The sequence below is a fragment of the Phenylobacterium sp. LjRoot225 genome, assembly GCF_964252855.1.
In the GTDB taxonomy this organism is placed as follows: Bacteria; Pseudomonadota; Alphaproteobacteria; order Caulobacterales; family Caulobacteraceae; genus Phenylobacterium.
In genome coordinates this window covers 118,581-144,918 of record NZ_CAXUPL020000003.1, presented here as the reverse complement: position 1 = coordinate 144,918, position 26,338 = coordinate 118,581, and the positions used below count along the sequence as shown (strand labels likewise).

Here is a 26,338-nt window from a genome sequence, read left to right as displayed (position 1 = left end):
GATTGCGCCGGGCGGTCGCATCCGCATAGTGGCGCCAGATTATGCGGAGGCGACGATGAGCGACGAGGTGTTCCCGGTTCCGGCCGAGTGGGCGAAGCGGGCCCTGGTCAACGCCGAGGGCTATGAGGCGGCGGTGCGGCGGGTCGAGACCGACCCGGAGGGCTACTGGGGCGACCTCGGCCGCCGGCTCGACTGGAGCAAGCCCTTCAGCCAGGTGAAGGACGTCTCCTTCCATCGCGACGATTTCCGCATCCGTTGGTTCGCCGACGGCGAGCTGAATGTCTCGGTCAACTGCATCGACCGCCATCTGCCCGCGCGGAAGGACGACATCGCCTTCATCTGGGAGAGCGACGATCCGGAGATTTCCTCCACCGTCACCTATGGCCGGTTGAAGTCCGAAGTCTGCCGGATGGCCAATGTTCTGAAGGCCAAGGGCGTCAAGAAGGGCGACCGGGTCACCATCTACCTGCCGATGATCCCCCAGGCGGCCTTCGCCATGCTGGCCTGCGCGCGGATCGGCGCAGTCCACTCGGTGGTGTTCGGCGGCTTTTCGCCGGACAGCATCGCCGGACGTATTCAAGATTGCGCCTCCACCGTCGTCATCACCGCCGACGAAGGCCTGCGCGGCGGCAAGATCGTGCCGCTGAAGCGCAATGTCGACGAGGCGCTGAAGGAGTGCCCGGGCGTCACCGACGTCATCGTCGTGCGCCGCACCCGCGCCGACGTGCCGATGACCGCCGGCCGCGACGCCTTCTATTCGGACCTGAAGACCACCGTCAGCGACGAGTGCGACCCCGAGCCGATGAACGCCGAGGACCCGCTCTTCATCCTCTACACCTCCGGGTCGACGGGGAAGCCCAAGGGGGTGCTGCACACCACCGGCGGCTATCTGGCCTGGGCCGCCTACACTCACGAGGCGGTGTTCGACTATCGGCCGGGCGAGGTCTTCTGGTGCACCGCCGACGTGGGCTGGGTCACCGGCCACTCCTATGTGGTCTACGGCCCGCTGGCCAACGGGGCCACCAGCCTGATCTTCGAAGGCGTCCCCAACTATCCGACCTCGTCGCGCTTCTGGGAGGTCTGCGACAAGCACAAGGTCGAGATCTTCTACACCGCCCCCACCGCCATCCGCTCGCTGATGCGCGAGGGCGAGGAGCCGGTGAAGCGGACCTCGCGCAAGTCGATCCGCCTGCTGGGATCGGTCGGCGAGCCCATCAATCCCGAAGCCTGGCTGTGGTTTCACCGCGTCGTCGGCGAGGAGCGCTGCCCGATCGTCGACACCTGGTGGCAGACCGAGACGGGCGCCTGCCTGATGAGCCCGCTGCCGGGGGCGACGCCGATGAAGCCCGGCTCCTGCGCCAAGCCGCTGCCGGGCGTGAAGCCGCAGCTGGTCGACGCCGAGGGCAAGGTGCTGGAGGGCGCCGTCAGCGGCAACCTCTGCATCACCGACAGCTGGCCCGGCCAGATGCGCACGGTCTATGGCGACCACGAGCGCTTCATCACCACCTATTTCACCACCTATCCCGGCAAGTACTTCACCAGCGACGGCGCCCGCCGGGACGAGGACGGCTACTACTGGATCACCGGCCGGGTGGACGACGTGATCAACGTCTCCGGCCACCGGCTGGGCACCGCCGAGATCGAGAGCGCCCTGGTCGCCCACGAGTCGGTCGCCGAGGCTGCGGTCGTCGGCTATCCGCACCCCGTGAAGGGGCAGGGGATCTACTGCTACGTGACGCTCAACGCCGACGTGACGGCGAGCGACATCCTCGAGGCCGAGCTGAAGGGCTGGGTGCGCCGCGAGATCGGCCCCTTCGCCGCCCCCGACGTGGTGCAGTTCGCGCCCGGCCTGCCGAAGACCCGCTCGGGCAAGATCATGCGCCGCATCCTGCGCAAGATCGCCGAGGATGATCTCTCCAACCTCGGCGACATCTCCACCCTCGCCGATCCGTCGGTGGTGGACGATCTCGTCAAGCACCGCGCCAAAGCCTGAGCGTGTCCGTCGAGCTTCCCGCAACCCTGCGCGCGGCCATCGCGCGGGAGCTCGAAGGGGTGTCGCGCAAGGGCCTGGCCGAGCGGACGGCGCGAACCTCGGCGGCCTATCGGGCGGGCAAGGGATCGGCCGGCGTGATCCGCGAGGCCGACGACGCGCTCGCCTATGCGCTCGCACGCCTGCCGGCCACCTACGCCGCCTGCGCCAGCGTCTTCGAGGAGGCCGCGGCGCGTGCGCCCGGCTTTGCGCCGCGCAGGCTGCTGGACGCCGGCGCGGGACCTGCGGCGGCCAGTTGGGCGGCGCTGGAGACCTGGCCGCAGCTGGCCGAGCTAAGCTGGCTCGACGCCAGCCCGCAGTTCCTGGAGATCGCTGCGCGCCTGGCGGCGGAAGCGGCGGAGCCGCTGCGCGCCGCCGACCGCCGGCGCGGCGACCTGACCGCCGGCGGCGCGGATTGGCCCCGGGCCGACCTGGTGGCCTGCAGCTATGCGCTCGCCGAGATCGCGCCGGAACGGCAGGCGGCGGTGGTCGCCGATCTCTGGGCCGCGTGCGAGGGGCTGCTGGCCCTGGTCGAGCCCGGCACGCCCGCTGGGTTCGCTCGGCTCCGGAAGGCCCGCGAGGGTCTGATCGCCGCCGGCGCGCAAATTCTTGCGCCCTGTCCTCACGAGATGGTCTGCCCGATGGTCGGCGAGGACTGGTGCCACTTCGCCGTGCGCCTGCCGCGCAGCCGCGACCACCGCCTGGCCAAGGGCGCCGAGGTTCCCTACGAGGACGAGCCCTACGCCTATCTGCTGGCCGCCCGGCCGGGTCTGGGCGCCGCGGCGCCCGCCCGCGTGCTCGCCCCGCCCCGGGCCGGCAAACCGGGGATCGACCTCAAGCTCTGCACGCCCGAGGGCGTCGAGGCGCGGTTTGTCGGGCGTCGCGACAAGGCCGGCCATGCGGCAGCGCGCCGGCTGGGCTGGGGCGACGCCCTGGATTGACCCGGGCGGGCGGGGCGCTCAGCCTGCCGGGATCGCCGCCTCTACCATTGGCGTGAGAGCTGCAGGAAGGCGGATCGCGGCTCGCCGGGGAAGTGACCGGTGCGGTCGATGAAGCCGGAAGCGGCGTAGGTCTCGTCCAGCAGGTTGTTGATCCTCAGCAGCGCCTCCCATGGGCCGCGCGTGTAGATCAGCGAGGCGTCGAAGATGGTGTAGGGACGGACCTTCTGACCGCTCATGGAGACCCGCGTGTCCACGTAGTCGCCGCCGAAGGCGACGGCGAGGCCGAGCTCGGGGAACTGGTAGCGGGTCCAGAAGCCCAAGGTGTGTTTCGGCGCATTGGCGAAGCGGTCGCCGACGGCGTTGGTCAGCACCGTCCTGCCGTTGTCCTTGGTGATCCGGGTGTCGTTGTAGGCGTAGGCGGCGGTCAGCACCCAGTTGGGCGTCAGGTCCGCCGCCACGTCCAGTTCCACGCCCTTGCTGACGATCTCGCCGAACGCGATCTGATCGTTGACGCCGTCGCCGTCCACGTCGCCGCGGGGATCGGCCTGCAGGATGTTGGTGCGCGTGATGTGATAGGCGACCGCGGTCGTCTGCAGCCGCCCGCCCATCAATTCCGTCTTCACCCCGCCCTCGAACATCTCGCCCTCGGTCGGCGCGAAGGGGCCGCCGGCGAGCGGGGTTTGGCTGGTCGCGGCCTGGGGCTCGAAGCTCTGGGCCCACTGTCCGTAGAACGAGACGTCCGGCCGGATCCGGTAGACCAGCCCCGTCCGCCAGGTCAGGGCGCTGTCGGAGAAGGTGGTGGCGCCGGAGCGGTCCTCGAAGTCGTCGTAGCGCGCGCCGACCGTGCCGATCAGCGGCCCGACGGTCGCCTCGTAGAGCAGGTAGCCGCCCGCCCGCTTCTGGTCCGTGTAGGTGCGGACGAACGGTCCCAGGGCATAGGTGGAGGTCGAGACGAGACCATAGGCCGGGTCGAACAGGCTGAGCGGAGGAGGACTGCCGGCTTGCGCCGTCCGCAGACCCGTCTTGCTCCGATTGTCCAGCGAGGCCTCCTGCTTGAACCAGTCGCCGCCGAACAGCACCCGGCTGTCGACGCCGGCCAGCGCGCCGGACCAGACGCCGTTCACGCCGACGGACCAGTTCTGCTGCTTGCGGATCTGATCGCGGAACTGACGCGTCGTGGCGTCCACCAGGCCGTCGCCGTCGGAATCGAAGAGGCCCTGGGGCTCGTGGTACTGTTGGGTCTCGAGCGCTTCGGTGTGGCGGACCCCGCCGCTGAGGGTCAGGCTGTCCGTTGGGCGCAAGGTCGCCAGCGCCTGCAGGACGTTGGCTTCGAAGTTGAGGAAGTCGGTCGGCTCATTGTGATTCCAACGGCGGCTGGTGAGGAAGCGGCCGCTGGCGTCGACCGGCACGCCCCGCAGCCGATTGGCGTCGAGATCCTGTTCGTAGCGCGTGGCCTGCAGGGTCACCTCGCCCAGGTCGAAGGCGTACTTCAGCCCGGTGTCGAGGATCAGCGCCTTGTCCCCGGCGTTGCGTCGCGGCGTGTCGCGATCTTCGTAGAAGACGCCGGCGCGGGCCGAGAGACCCTCGACGGGCAAGGCGCCGGTCGCCTCGACGGAGCCGCCGTAGCGCGATCCCGTGCCGACGACCGTGGAGGCCTTCGCCGCGAAGACCTCGGTGGGCTTCTTGGTGACATAGTTGAACAGGCCGCCGGGCGCGCCGGGCCCATAGAGCATGCCGGCCGGGCCCTTGAGGAATTCCAGCCGCTCGATGTTGAAAAGCTGCGGCACGGAGAAGCCGGCGTAGGGATCGCCGCGCAGGCCGTCGAAGAAGATCTCCTCCTGGCGAAAGCCGCGCGCCGTCACCCCGGCGTAGGAGAAGAAGCTGACGCCCGAGATGTTGCGATAGAGATCCTGGGCGTTGCGCGCGCCCAGGTCATGGATGAGCTCGGCGTTGATGACCTGGACCGTCTGGCTGGCCGCCAGCGGCTCCGTCGGCAGCTTGCCGACGCTCACCTCTTCGGTCCGATAAAGCTTTTGGGCGCGGGCCGTGACGACGACCTCCTCCACGTCCCTCGGCGCGTCCTCCTCGGCGAGAGCCGGCGCCGCGACGCATTGCATCCCGAGCGCTGCGGCCATCAGCCCGCGACGAAACATCATTCCTTGACCCCACCCTCACTGCGAATGAGTGTGCGAGTCACTCGCATCTACGCAATTGTCAAGTTCCAAGGGTCCAACGCGACGCTGGCCAGGTGCGTGGATGCCGGCCTCAGCCCTCGGCGGCCGTGATCGCCTCATCGGCCTGCTTGCGGACCCGCTTTGGCGACTTGACTCTGGGGCGCTTGAACCAGAAGGTCCAGACGGTGAGAGATCCCAGAAGGCCCAGGGCGAGACCCGACAGGGTCATCAGCACGCGGAACGGCAGGCCCCCCACCTCGGCGGCGTGGAGCGGATAGAGAAGATTGTAGGCCTGGGTCGTGGGCGGCAGCGCGGCGGCGTCGCGAGCGGCGACCAGATGTCCGTCGTCGGCCGCGAACCAGACGGTCGTCCGGCCATTCGGCAGCCATTCCCAGGACTGTTTCATGCGCAGGGTGATGAGGCCGTTTCCCTTGCGCGGCAGCGACAGGCTGCGGATCTCGGCGTCGGGGAAGCGGGTGCGGGCGACGCGGATCATGCCGGGCCAATCGAGGGTCTCGGCAAGCCGGCCCGGGCGGGACGGCGGTGCTTCCAGGCTGGCGGCGATGGTCCGCGGCGCGTCGGGGCCGAGCAGCACGGCCGAAAGCGGGCGGAACACCAGCACCGCTCCGGTGATCAGCGACAGCAGGAGCAGCGGGGCCGCGACGATGCCGAAGTCGCGATGCTGCCAGAGTACCGCCGGGCGGCTCATCCGCTTCGGCCAGAGCCGGAAGGTGAACATCCGCCGTGTTCGCCACCACAGGATCAGGCCGGTGACGACGAAGACGAGGCCCGCCAGCGCGGCGACGCCGACCACCGTCTCTCCGGTCTCGCCGGCGAACAGATGCTGGTGAAGGTCGAGCAGCCAGAGCTCCGGCCGTTCCCACTGGCTCGACCAGCGCGCAACCAGGGTCCCCGCCTGATCCGCATAGGCCCCGGCGCCCCCGCGATAGGCCAGCCGATCCAGCCCGAAGTCACGGTCGGCGAAGGTGATCATCTGCGGCCGGGTCGCCGGATCGGCCATCAGCTGTCCGACCCTCGCTGCGACGGCTTCGGTCGTCTGCCGGGGGGCGTCGCCGGCATGCGGAGCCATGATCCAGGCTCGCCGGTGGACCAGGATGGCGCCCGACAGGCCGAGCGTCGCGAGCAGGAGGCCGATCAGTCCTCCGAGCCAGCGGTGCAGGGCGTCGATCAGGCGCATGGCGTCAGAACCTGTAGTCCCAGCCCAGCGTGACGTTGCGCCCGCGGCCGGCGAAGAAGTGGGCGTTGTCGGTGGGGCGCACGGTGTCGCTATAATAGTCGATGTAGAAGGTGTCGAAGAGGTTCTGGGCGCTCAGCGTGATCCCGCCGAATTTCGTCTGGTAGCGGACCGTCACGTCGGTGACGGCGTAGCCCTCGAAGTCGTTGGCCGCAGGCTGGCCGTCGAACTTGCGCGACAGGAAGACCTGGGTCTGGAAGCGGGCGGTGATCGGGCCGCGATCATAGCTCGCAGACAGATTCACGCGATCGGGCGAGATGTTGGCCCCGTCCAGGTCGGCGTCGAGCCGGCCGTCGCCATCGGTGTCGGTGCGTCCCTTCAGGTGGGCGTAGCCGGCCGACAGGGTGAGGCCCGGCACGGACGTGGCGACGCTGGCGTTGATCTCCAGCCCCTCGATCGCGATCTTCTGGCGCTGCGCCTCATAGGCGCCCCCGATGAACACCAGAACCTGGCCCTTGGCGCTCTTCGACCAGAAATAGGCCGTGCTCAAGTTGAACGGCCCGCGCTTGAACTCCAGGCCCAGCTCCTGGTTGTTGGACACGATCGGGTTGATGTTGACGTAGGTGTCGATGTCGACGCCGTCGGCGTTCACTGCCCGCGCGATCCGCCCGACGTCGGGAACGGTGTAGCCCTGCGCATAGCTGGCATAGGCGCGGACGCCGGGGGTCGGCTCCACGATCACGCCGCCGTTGAACAGGGTGTCGCTGAACTTCGGCGCGCCGCCGCGCACGAAGTGGCCGCCGCCGTAGGACGCCAGCGTCGTATAGTCGTCGATCTTGATGCGGACGTTCTCGTTGCGCACCCCGCCGGCCAGCCGCAGCTTCTTGTCGAACAGGGCGAGGTTGACCTGGCCGAACGGCGCGAGGCTGCGGAAGTCCGTCGGCGGCACCCACACGCGGTCGGTGGCGATCAACACCTGCTCGGTGCGGTCGAACAAGGTGTCGAAGCCGACGGTGGCGGTGAGCGCCTCGAAGCCCGGAACCGCGCGCTCATAGCTGAGCTTGGTTCCGTATTTGCGCGAGCGGTTCTGGGACTGGTCGAACAGGGTCCCGATCGGCGCGAGCCTCACGTCCTGGAAGGTGGCGATCGGCGCCACCTCGCCGCCGAAGGTGTCGCGCGAGCGGTTCCAGAAGACCTGGCTGACGAAGTTGCCGCCGAACAGCGACTTGTCGGTCAGGGACAGGCCGATGCTCTCGGTGCGGTTGGCGGCGGCCTGCCCGGGCGGATCTCCGCGAACCGAGGTGGTCGGCAGGTTGATGAGGTAGTTTCCGTTCTGGGCGATGTAGCGGCCGTCGCCCTTCAGATCGAAGCGGCTGGCGATCAGGTCGAGCCGGGCGGTGTCGCTCAGCGCATAGCCGAACCGGCCGAAGAACGACCAGCTGTCCGAGTTCTGCGTCTCGCCCTGGGTGCTGTCGGTGCCGATCCGCCGGCCATGGCCGTCGTAGTAGGCGCCCCGCTGCTGGTAGGCGGCCCCGGCGGTGGCGTCGAACCGCCCGGCGCGGTAGCCGACCAGGCCGGCGCCCTTCCAGCCGAGGCCGTCGCCCTTGAAGTCCGTCCCGGCGTTTCGCTGGAGCAGGGCGCGGCCGGAGACGCCGTCCTGCGCCGGCGGGCCGACCGTCACCTGGTTGACGATGCCGCCGGCGCCGCCGATCCCCTGCAGCGCGTTCGATCCGTAGATCAGCTCGACCCGGTCGACGAAGAAGGGATCGATGGTGAAGCCGTCGCGGGAGCCGTCGCGCAAGGGCGTCGACTGCGGAATGCCGTTGATCGCATAGAGCGGCGAGCGGCCGCGCAGCGTCTCGCCGGCGCCTGACAGCTTGCCCCGCGTCGGGGAGAAGGACGGGGTGAGGTTCGACACCGCGTCGACCACCGATCCGGCGATCGCCGACTGCTGATCCAGCGCGCGGCGATCGATGATGTCGACCGTCAGCGGCAGGGCGTTCGGCGGCAGCACGGAGCGCGCGGCGGTGACGACGATGACGTCGCTGTTATCGGCGCCGTTCGGCGCCTGGGCCAAGGCGGGCGTCGCCCACAAGGCGGCTGACGCCAGCAGCACGCATTTCGCCGTCGATCGCACTTAACACTCCCCGCGTGGAAATCCGCTCGCGGGGATAGACGCAATTGCGAGGCGTTATCAATGACATTTGTCTTCCGTGCAGGCCTCGCAAGGCGAGGATCGACGCCGAGGGCTGGATGTCCGCTCAGGCCGTCGCCCAAGATGACAACCCCTTAAGCTTTCCCGGCGGCTCTGGGGTGTTAAGCCTTGGCACGCTCGCTTTTTCGGGACGACCCATGATCCGCACCCTTCGCGCCGCCGGCCTGGCGCTGCTGTTCGCCACCGCCGCCGGAGCGCCCCTGGCCTTGGCCGAGACGCCGCTAGAGCGATCGCCAGGGACCAGCGTCGTGCCGCCGATCGCCTTCAAGCAACGCACTCTGGCCAACGGCCTGCAGGTCTACACCTCGCTCGACCGCACCACGCCGAACGTCACCGTGCAGGTTTGGTACGGCGTCGGCTCGAAGAACGACCCGCGCGGCCGCTCCGGCTTCGCCCACCTCTTCGAGCACATGATGTTCAAGGCCACCAAGGACCTGCCGGCGGAGAGCTTCGACCGGATGACCGAGGATGTCGGCGGGTTCAACAACGCCTCCACCGCTGACGATTTCACCAACTACTTCGAGGTGGTGCCGGCCAATCACCTGCAGCGGCTGATCTGGGCGGAGTCCCAGCGGATGGGCTCGCTGGTCGTCGACGAGGCCAACTTCAAGTCCGAACGCGACGTCGTGAAGGAGGAGCTGCGCCAGCGCGTGCTGGCCTCGCCCTATGGGCGGCTCTTCGCCCTCTACCTGCCGGAAGCGACCTACAAGACCCATCCCTATCACCGGCCGGGGATCGGCTCGATCGCCGACCTGGACGCCGCCACGATCGACGACGTGCGCGCCTTCCACCAGGAATACTACCGGCCCGACAACGCCGCCCTGATCGTCGTCGGCAATTTCGACGAGGCCGAGCTCAACGCCTGGATCGACAAATACCTGGCGCCCCTGAAGCCGCCGAAGGCGCCGATCCAGAAGGTGACCGCGGTGGAGCCTGCGCGCACCGGGCCGGGCGTCTTCGAGGGCTATGGTCCCAACGTGCCGCTGCCGGCGCTGGCCATCACCTGGCTGGGTCCCAAGGCGTCCGACCCCGACGCCCCGGCGCTCAAGGTGCTCGACGCCATCCTCTCCGGCGGCAAGTCGTCGAGGCTCTATGACAGCCTCGTCTACCAGAAGCAGGTCGCCGTCGAGATCTTCTCCAACGCCGACCTGCCGCAGCAGCCGGGCAGCTTCATGGTCGGGGCGGTGATGGCTTCGGGCCACACCCTGGCCGAGGGCGAGGCGGATCTGCTGGCCGAGGTCGCGCGGCTGCGGGTCGCCCCGCCCAGCGACGCCGAGCTGGCGGAGGCCAAGAACGAGCTGGTCGCCGGCAAGCTGCGCGAGCGCGAGACCATCGACGGCCGCGGCTATGCGCTCGGCTATGCGCTGCGCATCCAGGGCGACGCGGCCAAGGCCAACACCGAGCTCGCCGACCTGCAGGCGGTGTCCGCCGCCGACGTCCAGCGGGTGGCGCAGAAATACCTCGCGCCCGACCGGCGGATGACGATCCGCTACCGCTCCGAGAGCGAGCGGCCGAAGGGCCAGACGCCGCCGGCCGAGCCCGCGCCGCCGAAGACCGTCGCCAAATATACCGGCCCCGCCTTCAGCCTGGCCCCGCCGGACAAGCGCCAGCCGCCGCCGCCGCTCGGCGCGCCCGTCCAGCCGGTCCTGCCGACGCCGGCCGAACGGACCCTGGCCAACGGCCTGCGGGTGATCGTCGCCCGCTCGTCGGACCTGCCGCTGGTCACCGTCGATCTCACCGTCAAGACCGGCGCCTGGGCCGATCCGCCGGGCCTGGCCGGCGCCGCCGGCATGACCGCCGGCATGCTGACCGAGGGCACCATGACCCGCTCGGCCCAGGAGATCGCCCGCCAGGTCGAGGCGCTGGGCGCCAATCTCGGCGCCGGCGCCAGCCTGGAGGCCTCGTCGGTCACCCTCAACGTCATGCCGGACAAGCTGGACGCGGCGCTGCCGATCATGGCCGACGTCGCGCGCAATCCGGCCTTCAAACCCGAAGAGCTGGAGCGCCAGCGCCAGCTCGCGCTCGACAGCCTGCAGGTCGCCTACCAGGAGCCCGGCGAGATCGCCTCCTACGCTTCCGGCCCGGTGGTGTTCGCCGGCACTCCGTTCGGCCATGTCGCCGTCGGCACGCCGGACTCGATCGCCAGGCTGAAGCCGGCCGATCTGGCGGCGATCCACAACACCTGGTTCCGCCCCGACAACGCCGTCCTGGTGCTGACCGGCGACATCACCGCCGACCAGGGTTTCGCCCTGGCGGAGCAGACCTTCGGCGACTGGGCGAAACCGGCGACGCCGCTGCCGCCCGCGCCCGTCATCACGCCCAGGCTCGCGCCGCGGACCATCGCCATCGACCTGCCAGGGACCGGCCAGGCGTCGGTCAACGTCGTCAAGCCCGGCATCGCCCGCGCCGACCCGGCCTATTACACCGGCCTGGTCGCCAACACCGTGCTGGGCGGCGGCTATTCGGCGCGGCTGAACGGGGAGATCCGGGTCAAGCGGGGCCTGAGCTACGGCGCCTCGTCCAGGCTGTCGGCCAACCGCACCACCGGCCTCTTCCGGGCCAGCGCCCAGACCAAGAACGAGTCCGCGCCCCAGGTGCTGTCGCTGATCGACGAACAGATGAAGAGCCTGGCGGCCGCCCCGCCGACCGCCGCCGAGCTCGCCGCCCGCAAGTCGGTGCTGGTGGGCAGCTTCGGCCGCGAGCTCGCCACCACCGGCGGCCTGGCCGACATCCTCGGCAACTTCGCCCTCTACGGCGTCCCCCTCGACGAGGTGACGCGCTACACGGCCAAGGTCGAGGCGGTCGGCGCGACGGATGTCCAGGGCTTCGCCGGCAAGATGTTCGATCCGGCGAACGCCAGCGTGGTGGTGGTCGGCGATGCCAAGAGCTTTGTGGGGCCGTTGAAGGCGGCGCGACCGAACCTGGAGGTCATCCCGGCGAGCGAGCTGGACCTGGACAGCCCGACGCTGCGGAAGGCGCCGAAGTAGGCTCCGGACGCCCCCTCCTCGCGGCATTCCTCCTACCGTCATCCCGGCCGGAGCGCAGCGGAGAGCCGGGACCCGGGGCCGCCGCACTGCAGAACCCCCTGGGTCCCGGCTCGGCCTTGCAGGCCGTCCGGGATGACGGAAATAATGGGACGGGGACAGCTCCGTACACGGAGGAGCGCTTCACGCCGTCGCCGTCCACCGCTCCAGGTTCTCTTCCCGCCCGATCAGAGCCAGGCCGGAGGCGATCGATTCCAGCTCCGCCCCGGTCTCGATCCGCTCGGCAGGGAAGCGGCGGTGGAAGACCCGCCGGACTGCCGGCGTCAGCGACGAGCCGCCGGTGAGGAAGACGCGGTCGACGCCGTCGGCTGTCAGCCCGGCGTCGGCCAGGGCCGCATCGACCGCCTGTTCGATCAGCGCGAGCTCCGGGGAGATCCAGCCCTCGAACTCGGTCCGCGCCACCTGGCGGCCGATCGAGATGTCGCCGGCTTCGAAGCGGAAGTCGTGGGTCTCCTCGGACGACAGGGCGATCTTCAGCTCCGAGACGGCGCGGTAGAGCTGGTAGCCCAGGTTCTCGTCGAGGATCTCGATCAACCGGCCGATCTTTTCGGGCTCGACGGCCTCGCGCTCCAGGGCGCGGATCTCGCGCATGTCCCGGCTGCCGCGCATCAGGGCCAGCTGGTCCCAGCGGGCGAAGGCGGCGTAGTAGCGGTTGGGGATCGGCAGGATCTTGCCGAAGCTCTCGTAGGAGGAGCCCTTGCCGAGCGAGGGCGAGACCAGGTTGTCGATGATCCGGTAGTCGAAGGCGTCGCCGGCCACCCCGACGCCCGACCGGCCGAGCGGCTGGGCGCGGATCGAGCCCCCCTCCCGCTCAAATCTTATGATCGAGAAGTCCGAGGTGCCGCCGCCAAAGTCGCCGACCAGGACGGTGGCGTCCTCCTGAAGCTCGCGAGCGAAGAAGAAGGCCGCGCCCACCGGCTCGAAGGCGTAGCGGATGTCGGTGAAGCCCAGCCGGCGGAAGGCGGTCTCGTAGCGCTCGAGCGCCAGGTCCTCGCTCGCCGAGGCGCCGGCGAAGACCACGGGGCGGCCGACGATGATCCGCTTCGGCTCCGGCAGCTGGCCGCCGGCATGTTCGCGCGCCTTGAGCAGAAAGGCCGACAGCAGGTCCTCGAAGCGATAGCGCCGGCCCAGGATCTGGGTCTCGCTGAAGCTCTGGGAGGCGGCGAAGGTCTTGAACGACTGGATGAAACGGACTTCGCCGGGGTCCTCGGCATAGGCTTCGATGGCCCAGGGTCCGGCGGTGATGGTCCGCTCGCTGGGCCGCTCCGGCGGCGCCTGGAAGCCCAGGGCCGAGCGGAAGGCGGCGACCTCGCCGTTCGGCGCCGCCAGGCGCACCAGCTCGGCCGGACCGTCGGCGGCGGCCAGCGCCAGCACGGTGTTGGTCGTGCCGAAGTCGATGCCAAGGCTGAGTTCGGCGGACATCTGGTGTTCCCTGACGGCGCAGCCGAACGCCCCCTCAGTCGCTTCGCGACAGCTCCCCCGCTACGCGGTGGAGCATCTTGGGCCCAGATCCTCCACCGCGTAGCGGGGGAGGTGGCTCGCGCAGCGAGACGGAGGGGGCGTTCGGCGCCTACCCTTCCACCACCGCCAGGTCGCCGTCGTGGGCGCAGACGGTGGCCATCTGCAGGATCTTGGAGACCGAGGCCGACAGCGGGCAGATCTGCACCGGCTTGGCGAGGCCGAGCAGGATCGGGCCGATCACGGTCGCCCCGCCCAGCGCCTGGATCAGCTGGGTGGAGATGGCGGCGGAGTGGATCGCCGGCATGATCAGCACGTTGGCCGGGCCCGACAGGCGCATGAAGGGATAGTTGACCCGCGCTTCGGGCAGCAGCGCCAGGTCCGGCGGCATCTCGCCCTCGTACTCGAAGTCGATCCCTTCCATCTCGTCGAGGGTGGCGACGGCCTCGCGCACCCGCTCGGAGCGCTCGCCCATCGGGTTGCCGAAGGACGAATAGCTCATGAAGGCCACCCGGGGCGTGTAGCCCAGGTTGCGCACCGCGCGGGCCGCCTCCAGGGCGATTTCCACCAGCTCCTCGGCGTCGGGCAGTTCGGTGACGTTGGCGTCGGCGATGAACAGGGTGCGCCCCTTGGCCAGCACCACGCTCATGCCCATGACCCGGCCGTCGGGCGCGGGGTCGATGACCTGTAGCACCTCGGTCAGCACCTGGTCGAAGGCGCGCGTGACCCCGGTCACCATGCCGTCGGCGTGGCCGGCCGCCACCATGGAGGCGGCGAAGACATTGCGGTCCTGGTTGATCAGCCGCTGCACGTCGCGCCGCAGATAGCCCTCGCGCTGCAGCCGCTCGTAGAGGGATTCGACGAAGGCCTCGTTCCAGTGCGACACGCGGGCGTTGATGATCTCGAGCGTCACCTCGGTCGGGTCGAGGCCGACCAGCCGCATGTTGCTGTGGACCAGCTCTTCGCGCCCGACGAGCACCGCGTCGCCCAGGCCGCTGGACTGGAAGGCGTAGGCCGCGCGGATGACGCTCGGCTCCTCGCCCTCGGCGAAGACGATCTTCTTCTTGGGCCCGGCCTGCACCGCGCCCTGCAGCTTCTGCAGGAAGGCCGCGCTCGGATCGAGCCGCTGGGCCAGCGACGCGCGATAGGCGTCCATGTCCTCGATCGGCTTGCGCGCCACGCCGGTGTCCATGGCCGCCTGGGCCACGAACGGCGGGATGTAGGAGATCAGCCGCGGGTCGAACGGGCTGGGGATGATGTACTCGGGGCCGAACTTCAGCTGGGCGCCGTGGTAGGCGGCGGCCACCTCGTCGGGCACGTCCTCGCGGGCCAGCTGCGCCAGGGCGTTGGCGCAGGCGATCTTCATCTCCATGTTCACCCGCCGCGCCCGCACGTCTAGCGCGCCGCGGAAGATGTAGGGGAAGCCCAGGACGTTGTTGACCTGGTTCGGATAGTCGCTGCGGCCGGTGGCGACGATGGCGTCGGGACGGACGGCGTAGACCTCTTCCGGGGTGATCTCCGGATCCGGGTTGGCCATGGCGAAGATGATCGGCTTGGCCGCCATCGACTTGACCATGTCCTGGGTCAGCGCGCCCTTGACCGACAGGCCGATGAAGACGTCCGCGCCCTGCATGGCCTCGGCCAGGGTGCGCGTGTCGGTCTCGATCGCGTGGGCGCTCTTCCACTGGTTCATGTCGTTGGGGCGACCGCGCCAGATCACGCCCTTGGAGTCGCAGGCGATGACGTTGCTCGGGGTCACGCCCATCGCCTTGATCAGGTCGAGGGTGGCGATGCCCGCGGCGCCCGCGCCGTTCAGCACCACCTTGATCTGGGCGATGTCGCGGCCGGTGATCTCGCAGGCGTTGATCAGGCCGGCGGCGGAGATGATCGCCGTGCCGTGCTGGTCGTCATGGAACACCGGGATGTCGAGCAGCTCCTGCAGCTCGGTCTCGATGCGGAAGCATTCGGGGCTCTTGATGTCCTCGAGGTTGATGCCGCCGTAGGTGACGCCGATGTTCTTGACGACGGTGATGATCTCGTCGGGATCGGTGGCCGAAACCTCGACGTCGATCGAATCGACGTCGGCGAAGCGTTTGAAGAGGACGCTCTTGCCCTCCATCACCGGCTTGGAGGCCAGAGCCCCCAGATTGCCCAGGCCCAGGATCGCGGTGCCGTTGGAGATCACGGCCACCAGGTTGCCCTTGGACGTGTAGTCGTAGGCGGCTTCCGGATCCTCGGCGATTTTCAGCACCGGTACGGCCACGCCCGGCGAATAGGCGAGGCTCAGGTCCCGTTGGGTGGCCATCGGTTTGGTGGCGGCGATGGCGATCTTCCCAGGCGTGGGATACCGGTGGAAGCTGAGAGCTTCCTCGTCGGTGAAAGTGCGCTTTTCGGCGTCGCTCATGAGCGGCGTTCCTTGAGACGAGGCGGCGATGAGAGGGCGGAACCTACAGAGCCGGACCCGCCCGAACAACCTTCACTTATTATGAGGGCGCAATCAGCGCCCGCAGGACATCGCGCGCTTCCCGTCGGGCCGCGTCAAGCGGCTCTGTCGATCAAGTCGGTCGGGGGCTTTGCGCGGTGCGGCCTGGGCCGCAATCCTTGACCGCAGGCCGCCCTCGCGAGACTAACGGCGCTGTTTCGCCGTCCTGGAGCGCGCCAGGGTTGGAATCTTGGGGAGGCCCGCCTTGACTGAGCCGCTGAAGATCGCCGTCGCCGGCGCCCTGGGCCGGATGGGCCGGGCGGTCGCCGCCGTCGTCCAGGCCGACCCGCGCCTGCAGCTCGCCGCCCGCTTCGACCGGCCAGGCGCGAGCGATCCGGACCTCGTCGACCAGGACGCGGCGCTGGCCGCCGCCGAGGTGGTGATCGACTTCACCACGGCGTCCGCCTCCACGGCCCTGGCCGAGGCTTGCGCCGCGCGCGGCGGACCGGCCCTGATCATCGGCTCGACCGGCTTCGCCGAAAGCGAGATCGCGCGGCTCGCGGCGGCGGCCGGGAAGATCCCCATCGTTCGCGCCGGCAACTTCTCGCTGGGCGTCAACATGCTGATGGGGCTGGTCGAACAGGCGGCGCGCGCCCTGCCGGACGACTACGACATCGAGGTCTTCGAGGCGCACCACCGCCGCAAGATCGATGCGCCGTCGGGCACGGCGCTGATGCTGGGTGAGGCGGCGGCCCGCGGCCGCGGCGTGGAGCTGTCGTCGGTCGCTCGCCACGGACGCGAGGGGATCACCGGGGCGAGGCCCGCGGGGGAGATCGGCTTCTCGGTGGTGCGCGCCGGCGGCATCATCGGCGAGCACAGCGTCATCTTCGGCTCGGACGAGGAGATCCTGACGCTCACTCACTCGGCCATCGACCGCGGCCTGTTCGCCAAGGGCGCCGTCGCCGCCGCCCGCTGGGTCGCCGGCCGACCGCCGGCCGCCTACGACATGCAGGACGTGTTGGGGTTCCGGGGGTAGCCGGAGCGCCGAAACGCCCCCTCAGTCAGCTTCGCTGACAGCTCCCCCGCAAGCGGTGGAGCATCTTCGGCCCAGATCCTCCACCGCGCAGCGGGGGAGGTGGCTCGCGTAGCGAGACGGAGGGGGCGTTCGGCTTCAACCGTGCCCCGTCGACCCGAACCCGCCCGCCCCGCGGGCGGTCTCCTCGAGGCTCTCGACCTCGCTCCAGCTGGCCTGGATCACCGGGGCGACCACCAGCTGGGCGATGCGGTCGCCGCGGCGGATGGTGAAGTCCTCTTCGCCGAGGTTGATCAGGATCACCTTCACCTCGTTTGGGTCATGTGGAACCCACAAGGGGTTTGATGGCAGTCGCCTTCGGCGTACCCGTCAAGTCCCGCTGAATAGGTGGACTTGAAAGCCCGCAACGACAGCCCATCGGCTGGCTCGCGTCGCGGGCTTTGGAAAAGGATGGGGGGCGGCGGGGGGAAGGGAAAACCTTTGCGCCGCTCAGCGGGTGCCCGTGGAGCCGAAACCCCCATCGCCGCGGCTGGTTTCGTCGAGCTCAGCAACTTCTACAAGCCGGAACTGCGGAGCTGGCGCGACAATGCCCTGCGCGATCCGGTCGCCACGCCTGATGGTGAAATCCTCCTCGCCAAGGTTGATCAAGCAAACCGAGATTAGACCTCTGTAGTCCGCGTCGACTGTGCCGGGCGTATTCACAATCGAAATGCCGTGCTTGGCCGCTAAGCCAGAGCGAGGGCGGACTTGCAGCTCGTACCCTGGCGGAACGGCCGCACTGAACCCGGTCGAGATAAGACGACGATCGCCGGGTTTGAGCACAACTGTCTCGTCCACGGCCGCTGCAAAGTCGAAGCCTGCGGAGCCCGGCGTGGCGTAGGCCGGCAGCGCCAGGTCAGTATTTCCTGCCCAGCGTTTGAAGAAAACTTTGCTTGCCTCGTCGGAATGCCCGGTCATGTCTCACCTCTCTGACGGCCGGGTGTGTACGCCCTGGAGAGCTTCGAGGCTAGGAAGGCAAGCCCCCGGCGATTGCTGACTCTGAGCTGACCTTCGCAAGGTCCGCTTTCGGCGCCCCGCCAGCTTCTCCATCGCACGGGCTCGCAAATCTCACATGTCGCGCTGCGGAGGTCGCGGGCTGGCCTAATTGGATCAGAAGACTGGGGTGGCCGTGATGGTGGCTCAAATCCATCGTCCAGCCAGCGATCCGCCTCCCTCCATGAAGGCGGGCTCAGAGAGATGCCAACTTGCTTTAGGCCAAGAAAGGTCGCTCCGCCTACGGCCGCAAGGCCCGTCGCGAGCGTAGCGAAGGCCTCCCAGGTGAACTCACTCCAATAGATGGGCATGGTGCGGTGCGTCCATTGTGGCGATGCAACCTTGAGTATAGCCTGAGCCGCTACGCCCGTCAGGTGCCGGGTCCAGCCATCCATGAGCCCATGCGAACACGTTACGATGCCAACGCTCGATCAATAGGTCCGCAAGGGGGTCGCTTTGAGCGGTTCGGCCACGTCCGGGAATGTCGCGTTCCTGGAGCGGTGGGAATGTCCGGTGTCGGCGCATCGGATCACTCGCGGCGGGCCGGGGCTAGAGTGAGTTAGGGCTGGGGCCACGGGGAGGTGAGCCATGGCTCAACTTGACCTCTCCGCTTCCCGCGGCCGGGATCCCTATCTTGCCGCGCAGAATCGACGCGATCCGCTCCCATCGCCGGACGAACTCACAGCACCTTGCTGACAACCCGGGCTTGCCAAAGCGGAGTCCTATGACTCAGTCGTCAAGCTGCCTGAGAATCCTGAATGTCGACCCGACCTACAGGGGTGCGGCAAGGGTCAGGCGGCGGGGCCCCAGCGCACGGACGCCTGATCGCTGAAACGAGATCTCTCGATGGTCAGAGGCGAAGACGTGGAGCTGGGAGCGTCGCTGTCGTCGGCCAGGGCGGCTTCCCGCAGGGCGCGGATCTTGGCCGCCGCCAGGGGATCGCCGCGCAAGGCTTCGGCGGCCTGCATGATCGACCGGAACCGCGCCAGGCCGCGATCGAAGGTGTCGCTGTAGCCCTTGATCAAGCGCGGGGCGGCGGCCAGTTCCAGGGCCAGGGGCGGATCGGTCTGGGCGGCGGCGTCCACCGCGGTGAGCCAGGCGTCGATGCGAGCCTGCTCTTCGGCGAAACGCAGGCTGGCGCGCCGGATCGGCCGCAGGGCGGCCACGGCGGCGAGGGCCAGGAACCAGGTAAGGCTTGTGCTTCGCACGTATCGGCCCTTGGCGAACAGCGGCGCCGTCGCTCGTCGCCAAGCCTTGGAGCGCAGGATCGCTGCGCCCAGCCGCGCCGGCAGAACGTCGCAAACTTCCTGCAGACGTGGGTGCATGTATTCGGTGACGGTCATCACCTGGCCGGGCTTCACGCGCACGTCGTTCGCCACGCGTGCGCTGCGGGTCGCCCGGATCTTCAGGTCGGCGACGCGAATGGTGTCCTCGTAGGCCATCCAAAGCGCCAGCCACCGCGCCGTCGCTTCGCTAAGAGCAGCGTCCGGCGTGGCGTCGAGGGCCGCGATCGGCGCCAGGCGCTTGAGATAGAGATCGGCGTACGCCGCGTCCTGGTAGTCCATCAGCCGGCGCACTCCCTCGATGGCGACGGCATGGGCCGGCTCGCGCAGGGCCGAGCGAACGGACGCCAACAACCGCTGTCCGACCAGGGTGGTCGGTTCGGAGGGCCCGCTTGGATCACTGGCCGGTTCGGCGGCGTCCTGTGCTTGCGCCAGGCCGGAGGCGAAGCCATTGAGATTGGCCTCAACCGCCTTGCCGCCTTGGCGGATGGCGGCTTCGAACGCCTCGGGCGCGAAGGGGAGGGCGCGGCTCCCGGCCAAGGCCCCCAGCATCACCGAACTGATGACGCTGCCGGCGCGGTTGGCGGCCTGTTCCATGTCGAAGCCGACAAAGCGCCGTGCGCGCCGGCGGGCGGTTTCGATGATCCGCGCGCTGGAGCCGACGCCGTCGCCGGCGGCGGATTTTTCCGAGATGGCGTAGATGCGGTGGGTTGAACTGATCAGCGTCGTCCGATCGGCGGTCACGAAGCCCCGCAGCATCGCTCGGCCGCCTTCCATCAATTCCGAGGCGACGACGATGTCGACGTCGCCGGGGACGGGCGTCAGGGCCAGGACCGGGTCGGGATGGTTGGCGCCCGAACCCGGCCGCCGGATCATCTCGATATAGTAGACGGTGGACCCGGTGCGCTGGGCGACGCCGGGTACGGACGTCGCCTGAGCGATGTAGCCATTGTCAGCTGCGACCTCGCGGATCCACTCGGCGAGCACGCCGCCGCCTTGGCCGCCGAGAGCGAGGATGGCGACGGTGATGCGATCGCGATCGAGGGGCATGGGCGGGTTCACCAGGCGGCTCGTGCGGCCAGGCTGCGCGCCTGCCAGGCTTGCAGGGCGGTGATCACGGCGCCGCGCAGCCTGGAGAGGATCTGTTCCCACCTGGTCGGGTTGGTGACGACGCTGGCCTTGTAGAAGGACGGACAGAGTACGGCGGCGTGGGCGACCTCGCCGCAATTGCCGCAGCCCACGCAGCTGTTGTCGATATAGGTCACCGGATCGACCCGAAGGGGATCTGGATTCGGCTTGATGGTCAGCGACGGGCAGCCGGAGAGCCGGATACAGGCGTGGTCGCCTGTGCAGGTGTCAGAATCCACTCCAAACCGCTCCTGAACGACCCGGCGCCCCTCCTTAGCCGCCTTGGCCATCAGCGGCTTGATGCGGCGCTGCTTGTTCAGCATGCACTCGGATTCCGCGATGATGACCTTTGGACCTGTCGTCGGGGTCGTCAGAGCCTCGCGCAGAATGTCGCGCATCCGGGCGACGTCGTAGGTTCGGGTCAGGCGCCGCGTCCAGGTCACGCCCATGCCGCGCACGGCGGTCTCGATCGAGTTCTTGGTCTTGCGCGTGGCGTTCTCAGCCTGCGAGGACAGGATGTCCTGTCCGCCGGTGGCGGCCGAGTAGCCGTTGTCGACAATGATGGTGACGCCATCATCCTGGTTGAAGACGGCGTTGCCGATGCCGGACGTCAGGCCATTGTGCCAGAAGCCGCCGTCGCCCATCACCGCCACGGTGCGCTTGCCGTCCGGCTTGAACGCCGAGCCGCTGGCGGCGCCCAGGCCGTACCCCATGGTCGTGTTGCCGATGTGGAACGGCGCCAGGGTCGAGAAGATGTGGCAGCCGATGTCGCCGGCGACGTGCAGCGGGCCGCCTTCGTTCTGGACCAGCTTCATCGCTGCGAAGATCGGCCGCTCGGGGCAGCCAGTGCAGAAGCCTGCCGGGCGCTGCGGGACGGCGGTTTGCAACTCCGGCTCGGGCGGAACAGGGGCCAAGGGGTGCTGCGGTGCGAGCTCCGGCGCCCACTGCTGCAGGAAGGCGACGACGCCGTCGTGCAGCACCTGGCCGGTATACTCCCCGGCGCGCGGCAGGATGTCCTTGCCGACGATGCGGGTCTGCAGATCGGCGCGCCGCATCAGGGTGTTGAGCTCGTGCTCGAGGAACTCCGGCTGGCCTTCTTCGATGATCAGCACCGCGCGCTTGCCGGCGCAGAAGGCGGTCACCTCGTCGGGGATCAGCGGATAGGCGACATTGAGGCAGTAGACCGGGATCTGGGCTGCGCCATAGGAGTCCGACAGTCCGGCGAGTTCGAGCGCGCGATTGAGCGTGTTGTAGAGCCCGCCCTGGACGATGAATCCGACGTCATGGGTATCGGGACCGAACCACTCGTTCAGACGATGCTCGGCGATGAAACGCTGCGCCGCGGGCCAGCGTTTTTCGACCTTTTCGTGCTCATGCAGGAAGTTGGCCGGCGGCAGGACGATCCGGCTCAGATCGCGCTGGGGAGTGGACGCGGCCTGGCCGACCGTGAGCGGCGGGCGCCGATTGTCCTTGGCGGTGAAGGCGCCGGTGACGTGGCAGGCGCGCACGCGCAGCTCGACCATCACCGGCGTGTTGGAGGCTTCGGAGAGCTCGAAGCCCTTCTCGACCAGATTGACGATGCTGGTGAGGTTGGGCCGCGGATCGAGCAACCACATCTGCGATTTCATCGCAAAGGCGTGGGTGCGCTCCTGCATGATCGAGGAGCCTTCGCCATAGTCCTCGCCGATGATGACGAGGGCGCCGCCCGTCACCCCGCCCGAGGCGAGATTGGACAGGGCGTCGGATGCGACGTTGGTGCCGACGACCGACTTCCAGGCGACGGCGCCGCGCAGCGGATAGTTCACCGAGGCGGCCAGCATGGCCGCGGCGCTGGCTTCGCTCGCGTTGGACTCGAAGTGGACGCCCAACTCGCGCAGCAGGGGGTCGGCGTCGGCGAACACGTCCATCAGGTGACTGATCGGCGAGCCCTGGTAGCCACCGACATAGGCGACGCCGGCCTGCAGCAGCGCCTTGGTGACCGCCAATATGCCTTCGCCCTCGAACACCTCGCCATCGCCGAGGCGCAGCTTCTCGACTTCCTTCTTGAAGGACCGCTCGGCCATGTCGCTCAGTCCTCGACGGGGGCCGCGACGAGGGCCAGGACGCGGAGCGGGCTGCCCGATCCGCCGGCGATCTTGAGCGGGGCGGCGAGGATCACCGCCCCGGTCGCCGGGAGCTGGTCGAGGTTGGCGAGGCACTGCAGGCCATAGCGGCCGGCGCCATGGAAGAGGTGGTGGGCGGGGTAGACCGGGTCCAGCAGGTGCGCCTGGCCGGCGTCCGTGCCGATGGTCTCGGTTCCGAACCCGTGCGCGTCGCGCGTCTCGACCAGGAAGCGCACCGCCTCGACCGAGGGGCCCGGCGTATGCGCACCGTCCTCCCGCCGGTTGACATAGGCCTCGCCCGACCGCTTCGACCAGTCGGTGCGCAGTAGCACCCAGGCGCGCGGCGGAATTCGCCCGTGCGCCGCTTCCCAGGCTTCGATGTCGGCGACGGTCAGCAGGTAGTCGGGATCAGCGGCGGCCTTGGCCGAGACGTCGATCACCACAGCGGGCGCGATGAAGTCCTTGGGCGGGATAGCGTCGACGGTGTTGTCGGCGAGATCCTTGCCGGTGACCCAGTGGATGGGCGCGTCGAAGTGGGTGCCGGTGTGTTCGCCGACGGTGAAATTGTTCCAGTACCAGGCGACGCCGCGTTCATCGTAGCGGGAGATCTCCTCCACCTTAAAGGCCGCTGTCTGGCCGAACGGCGGCGGCAGCACCAGGGTGGGCGTCTCCGGCGACAGCGGCATGGTGAGGTCCACGGTGCGGATCGCACCGGACGCCACGGCGAGCGCGAGATGGGAGAGGGTGGCGGTCGACATGGGCGGTGTTGTCCCTCATGGGGCGGCGTGCCAGATGAGTATGAGGCTGCATGCAAAAACGTGTATGTGCAACCTTTTTGGCGGCGGCCGCGACGGTTATCGTGCGGGCGCCTCCGCAACAACTTCGAGGGGCTGATTTTTGGACAATCGCGTTCTGGCCGACCCCGGGACCCCGGCCTTCCAGGTCAAGAAGTACCCGTTCTACCTGCTCAATCGGCTGGTCGGGCGCTACAACATCGTCATCGAGGCGCGGCTGCGGGCGATCGGGATCGACATTCCCTATTGGCGGGTCCTGATGATCCTCGGCGAGGCGTCGCCGCGCGGCGTGCGCGACATCGCCGACGCCGCCGTCATCCCCTTGTCCACCATGACCCGGATCATCCAGCGCATGACCTCGGCGGGGCTGGTGAGCGTGGCGCCCAGCGCCGAGGACGCCCGCGTGACCGAGGTGTCGCTGACGCCGGCCGGGGAGGCGAAGCTGGCCGAAGCCCGACAGGCGACGGCGCCGGTCTACGCCCGGGTTGTCAGCGGCCTCAGCGCGCGCGAATTCGACACGCTCATCACCTTGCTCGACCGTCTCCACGCAAACCTGGAAGACGGGGACTGAAGGCCGCGCCACGGGTTGCGCGCGCCGCCTATATATTTTAAGCATAAACTAAATCAGCGCGAGGTGACCATGCAGATTGCGTGTCTCGGAGGCGGTCCTGCGGGGCTCTATTTCGCCATTTCGATGAAGCTGCGCGACCCCGGCTGCGAGGTCGAGGTCATCGAGCGCAACAAGGCAGGAGACACCTTCGGCTGGGGGGTCGTCTTCTCCGACCAGACGCTGGAGAATTTGAGCCGGAACGATCCGGTGAGCGCCGAGCGGATCGCGGCCAGCTTCGCGCACTGGGACGACATCGAGGTCGTGGTGGGCGACCACGTCGAGCGATCCGGCGGCCACGGCTTCATCGGCATCGGCCGCAAGCGGCTCTTGAACATCCTGCAGGACCGGGCGCGGGAGCTGGATGTCCGGCTCACCTTCGAGACCGAGTTCGACGCCGATCTTTCGGCCTATGCCGACCGCGACCTGATCGTCGCCGCCGACGGCGTCAACAGCCGCATCCGCACCGCCTATGAGGACCGGTTCGACGTCGACATTCAGACCCGGGCGAACAAGTTCATGTGGCTTGGGACCCCGCGCCTGTTCGACGCCTTCGCCTTCCTGTTCGAGCCCACGCCGCACGGCTGGATCTGGGCCCACGCCTACCGGTTCGACGATTCCACCTCCACCTTCATCGTCGAGTGCTCCGAGGCGACCTGGACGGGGCTGGGCTTCGACGAGATGGACCAGGCGGAGACGATCGCCGCCTGCGAGCGCATCTTCGCGCGCCACCTGGAGGGCCAGCCGCTGCTGACCAATGCGGCGCACCTGCGCGGATCGGCCGCCTGGATCAACTTCCGCCGGGTGCTGTGCGGGACATGGTCGTTCGACAAGGTGGTGCTGCTGGGCGACGCGGCGCACACGGCGCATTTCTCGATCGGCTCCGGGACCAAGCTGGCGCTGGAGGATGCGATCAAGCTGGCCGAAGTGATCACACGGACGGGATCGTCAGAGCCGGACGTCCTGCCGCAGGCGCTGGCGGACTACGAGCAGGAGCGCCGCGTCGAGGTGCTCAAGATCCAGAACTCCGCGCGCAATTCGACCGAGTGGTTCGAGACCGTCGACCGCTACATCGGTTTCGAGCCTGAGCAGTTCGCCTATTCCCTGCTGACCCGCTCGCAGCGTGTCAGCCACGAGAACCTTCGCCTGCGCGATCCTGACTGGGTGGCGCGGATCGAGGGATGGTTCGCAAACCGCTCCGGCGTGGCGGACGACGCGGCGCCGACGCCGCCGATGTTCACGCCCTATGAAATCCGCAGGCTCGAACTCGCCAACCGGATCGTGGTGTCGCCGGTGCTGACCTACGCCTGCGCGCAGGATGCGACGCCGACGGACTTCCACCTCGTCCACTACGGCGCCCGCGCCCTCGGCGGGGCCGGGCTGATCATCACCGAGATGACGGCGGTGGCTCCGGACGGGCGCATCACCCCCGCCTGTCCGGGGCTTTACAACGATGCGCAGGTCGTGGCCTGGCGGCGGCTGGCCGACTTCGTCCACGCCAACAGCGCAGCCAAGCTCTGCGTCCAACTCGGGCATGCCGGACCGCGCGGCGCGACCCTGGCGGACCCGGCCCGTCCCGACCAGCCCCTCCCGACGGAAGGCTGGCCGCTGATCGCCGCCTCGGCCAAGCCCTACGCCGCCGGCGGCCAGACGCCGGCGGCGATGACCGAAGCCGATATGGAGCAGGTGACGGCCGCCTTCGTACAGGCGACCCATCGGGCCCGTGACGCTGGCTTCGACATGATCGAGATCCAGGCGGGCCACGGTTTCCTGCTGTCCAGCTTCCTGACGCCGCTGCTGAACGCGCGGGCCGACGATTACGGCGGACCGATCGAGAACCGGCTGCGCTTTCCGCTCGCCGTGGTGCGTGCGGTGCGCCAGGCCTGGGGCGAGGGCCGGCCGCTTTCGGTGCGCATCTCGGCGACCGACTGGATGGGGGAGGCCGGGGTCACGCCCGCCGAGGCCGTGCTGTTCGCGATGGCGTTTCGACAGGCGGGCGCGGACCTGATCGACGTCTCGGCCGGCGAGACGGTTCCCGAAGCGCGCCCGGTCTATGGTCGCATGTTCCAGACGCCTTTCTCCGACCGGATCCGCAACGAGGCCGGGCGCCCGACCATCGCCGTCGGCAACATCTACGAGGCGGACCAGGTGAACTCGATCCTCGCGGCAGGTCGGGCCGATCTCGTTGCGCTCGGACGGCCGCACCTCGTCGATCCTGCCTGGACCTTGCGCGCCGCCGCGGAAGCAGGCTACCGCGGAGCGGGGGCGCCCGCCGCCTACAGGCTGGGGCAGATGCAGCTCGAACGGAACCTCCGGCTGAAGCTGTCGGCTCCGCCGGAGGGCGCCGGTGTGAAGGAGGCCAGCCAATGACCGCCCGCATTCGCGAGAAGCACGACGGAGCGCTGGCGAACCGGATGGAGGTCCGCGCCTGGCTGCGCCTGCTGAGCTGTTCCACCGTGGTGGAGAAGCGGCTTCGCCGACGGTTCATCGAACAGTTCGACACCACGCTTCCGCGGTTTGACGTGCTCGCCACCCTGGAGCGTCACCCGGACGGGGTCACCATGGGCGAGCTCTCCCGCGCGCTGCTGGTGTCCAACGGCAATGTCACCACCATGGTTCGGCAGCTCGAGAGCGCGGGACTGATTTCGAGCCGGCCGGCGGCCGAAGACCGTCGGTCCTCCATCGTCGCCCTGACCGAGCAGGGACGGACGCACTTCGCGGAGCTCGCCGAGGCGCACCACGCGTGGATCCACGGCATGTTCGCCGGCATGACGCGGGCGGATCTCGATGCGCTCTACGGCCTGCTCGCGAAGCTGAAGAGCTCGATCGCGGCCGAGGCGGCCGACGAGGAAGGGTGACGGAGCGGAGCCTAGCCTCTCAG

16 protein-coding genes and 2 pseudogenes are annotated in these 26,338 nt (G+C 68.9%); 8 read left to right on the top strand and 10 right to left on the bottom strand.

Annotated features, from left to right (window positions below):
* Positions 1-55: 55 nt before the first annotated feature.
* Positions 56-1,993 carry an acetate--CoA ligase gene (acs, locus tag ACSQ2B_RS15775; protein ID WP_436051271.1) on the top strand — a complete coding sequence of 646 codons (1,938 nt, stop codon included), beginning with the start codon at positions 56-58 and terminating at the stop codon, positions 1,991-1,993.
* A 2-nt stretch (positions 1,994-1,995) separates the two neighbouring features.
* Positions 1,996-2,970: a small ribosomal subunit Rsm22 family protein gene (locus ACSQ2B_RS15770; protein ID WP_436051269.1), complete on the top strand. Its 975-nt coding sequence runs from the start codon at positions 1,996-1,998 to the stop codon at positions 2,968-2,970.
* Positions 2,971-3,011: 41 nt separating this feature from the next.
* On the opposite strand, the gene ACSQ2B_RS15765 is transcribed toward ACSQ2B_RS15770, so the two are convergent.
* From ACSQ2B_RS15765 to ACSQ2B_RS15755, 3 genes are all read right to left on the bottom strand, one after another.
* Positions 3,012-5,126: a TonB-dependent siderophore receptor gene (locus ACSQ2B_RS15765; RefSeq protein WP_436051267.1), complete on the bottom strand. Its 2,115-nt coding sequence runs from the start codon at positions 5,124-5,126 to the stop codon at positions 3,012-3,014.
* A 109-nt stretch (positions 5,127-5,235) separates the two neighbouring features.
* A complete protein-coding gene (locus tag ACSQ2B_RS15760) occupies positions 5,236-6,342 on the bottom strand; it encodes a PepSY-associated TM helix domain-containing protein (RefSeq protein ID WP_436051265.1) in 1,107 nt (368 codons plus the stop codon).
* A 4-nt stretch (positions 6,343-6,346) separates the two neighbouring features.
* Positions 6,347-8,455: a TonB-dependent receptor gene (locus tag ACSQ2B_RS15755; RefSeq protein WP_436051263.1), complete on the bottom strand. Its 2,109-nt coding sequence runs from the start codon at positions 8,453-8,455 to the stop codon at positions 6,347-6,349.
* Between the two features lie 236 nt (positions 8,456-8,691).
* On the opposite strand from ACSQ2B_RS15755, the gene ACSQ2B_RS15750 reads away from it, so the two are divergent.
* On the top strand, positions 8,692-11,541 hold the full coding sequence (locus tag ACSQ2B_RS15750; protein WP_436051261.1) for a M16 family metallopeptidase: 2,850 nt from the start codon (positions 8,692-8,694) through the stop codon (positions 11,539-11,541).
* Between the two features lie 39 nt (positions 11,542-11,580).
* Positions 11,581-11,678: pseudogene (locus ACSQ2B_RS15745) on the top strand (hypothetical protein); the annotation flags it as partial.
* Between the two features lie 43 nt (positions 11,679-11,721).
* Here ACSQ2B_RS15745 and ACSQ2B_RS15740 read toward each other — a convergent pair.
* Positions 11,722-13,020 (bottom strand): Hsp70 family protein, encoded by a 1,299-nt coding sequence (locus ACSQ2B_RS15740; RefSeq protein ID WP_436051259.1) that lies wholly within the window; start codon positions 13,018-13,020, stop codon positions 11,722-11,724.
* Between the two features lie 148 nt (positions 13,021-13,168).
* The gene (locus ACSQ2B_RS15735) at positions 13,169-15,460 is read right to left on the bottom strand and encodes an NADP-dependent malic enzyme (RefSeq protein ID WP_436051257.1); all 2,292 of its coding nucleotides are present in this window, start codon (positions 15,458-15,460) and stop codon (positions 13,169-13,171) included.
* Between the two features lie 283 nt (positions 15,461-15,743).
* Between ACSQ2B_RS15735 and dapB the strand changes: the two genes are divergently transcribed.
* The gene (gene dapB / locus ACSQ2B_RS15730; protein ID WP_436051255.1) at positions 15,744-16,514 is read left to right on the top strand and encodes a 4-hydroxy-tetrahydrodipicolinate reductase; all 771 of its coding nucleotides are present in this window, start codon (positions 15,744-15,746) and stop codon (positions 16,512-16,514) included.
* 135 nt (positions 16,515-16,649) lie between these two features.
* Here dapB and ACSQ2B_RS15725 read toward each other — a convergent pair.
* The 5 genes and pseudogenes from ACSQ2B_RS15725 to ACSQ2B_RS15705 form a co-directional block, all read right to left on the bottom strand.
* Positions 16,650-16,823, bottom strand: a pseudogene (locus tag ACSQ2B_RS15725) (dUTP diphosphatase); the annotation flags it as partial.
* 177 nt (positions 16,824-17,000) lie between these two features.
* Positions 17,001-17,468 carry a dUTP diphosphatase gene (gene dut / locus ACSQ2B_RS15720; protein ID WP_436051253.1) on the bottom strand — a complete coding sequence of 156 codons (468 nt, stop codon included), beginning with the start codon at positions 17,466-17,468 and terminating at the stop codon, positions 17,001-17,003.
* Between the two features lie 866 nt (positions 17,469-18,334).
* Positions 18,335-19,876 carry an indolepyruvate oxidoreductase subunit beta family protein gene (locus ACSQ2B_RS15715; protein WP_436051251.1) on the bottom strand — a complete coding sequence of 514 codons (1,542 nt, stop codon included), beginning with the start codon at positions 19,874-19,876 and terminating at the stop codon, positions 18,335-18,337.
* A gap of 8 nt (positions 19,877-19,884) precedes the next feature.
* Positions 19,885-22,017 (bottom strand): thiamine pyrophosphate-dependent enzyme, encoded by a 2,133-nt coding sequence (locus tag ACSQ2B_RS15710; protein ID WP_436051250.1) that lies wholly within the window; start codon positions 22,015-22,017, stop codon positions 19,885-19,887.
* 5 nt (positions 22,018-22,022) lie between these two features.
* Positions 22,023-22,814: a cyclase family protein gene (locus ACSQ2B_RS15705; RefSeq protein ID WP_436051248.1), complete on the bottom strand. Its 792-nt coding sequence runs from the start codon at positions 22,812-22,814 to the stop codon at positions 22,023-22,025.
* Positions 22,815-22,953: 139 nt separating this feature from the next.
* Here ACSQ2B_RS15705 and ACSQ2B_RS15700 point away from each other — a divergent pair, with 139 nt between their 5' ends.
* The 3 genes from ACSQ2B_RS15700 to ACSQ2B_RS15690 all read left to right on the top strand — a co-directional run bounded on the left by ACSQ2B_RS15700 (position 22,954) and on the right by ACSQ2B_RS15690 (position 26,315).
* A complete protein-coding gene (locus tag ACSQ2B_RS15700) occupies positions 22,954-23,421 on the top strand; it encodes a MarR family winged helix-turn-helix transcriptional regulator (protein WP_436051246.1) in 468 nt (155 codons plus the stop codon).
* A 69-nt stretch (positions 23,422-23,490) separates the two neighbouring features.
* Positions 23,491-25,827 (top strand): bifunctional salicylyl-CoA 5-hydroxylase/oxidoreductase, encoded by a 2,337-nt coding sequence (locus ACSQ2B_RS15695; protein WP_436051244.1) that lies wholly within the window; start codon positions 23,491-23,493, stop codon positions 25,825-25,827.
* Positions 25,824-26,315 carry a MarR family winged helix-turn-helix transcriptional regulator gene (locus tag ACSQ2B_RS15690; protein ID WP_436051243.1) on the top strand — a complete coding sequence of 164 codons (492 nt, stop codon included), beginning with the start codon at positions 25,824-25,826 and terminating at the stop codon, positions 26,313-26,315. The genes ACSQ2B_RS15695 and ACSQ2B_RS15690 overlap by 4 nt, the downstream gene beginning before the upstream one ends.
* The last annotated feature ends 23 nt before the right edge of the window (positions 26,316-26,338 follow it).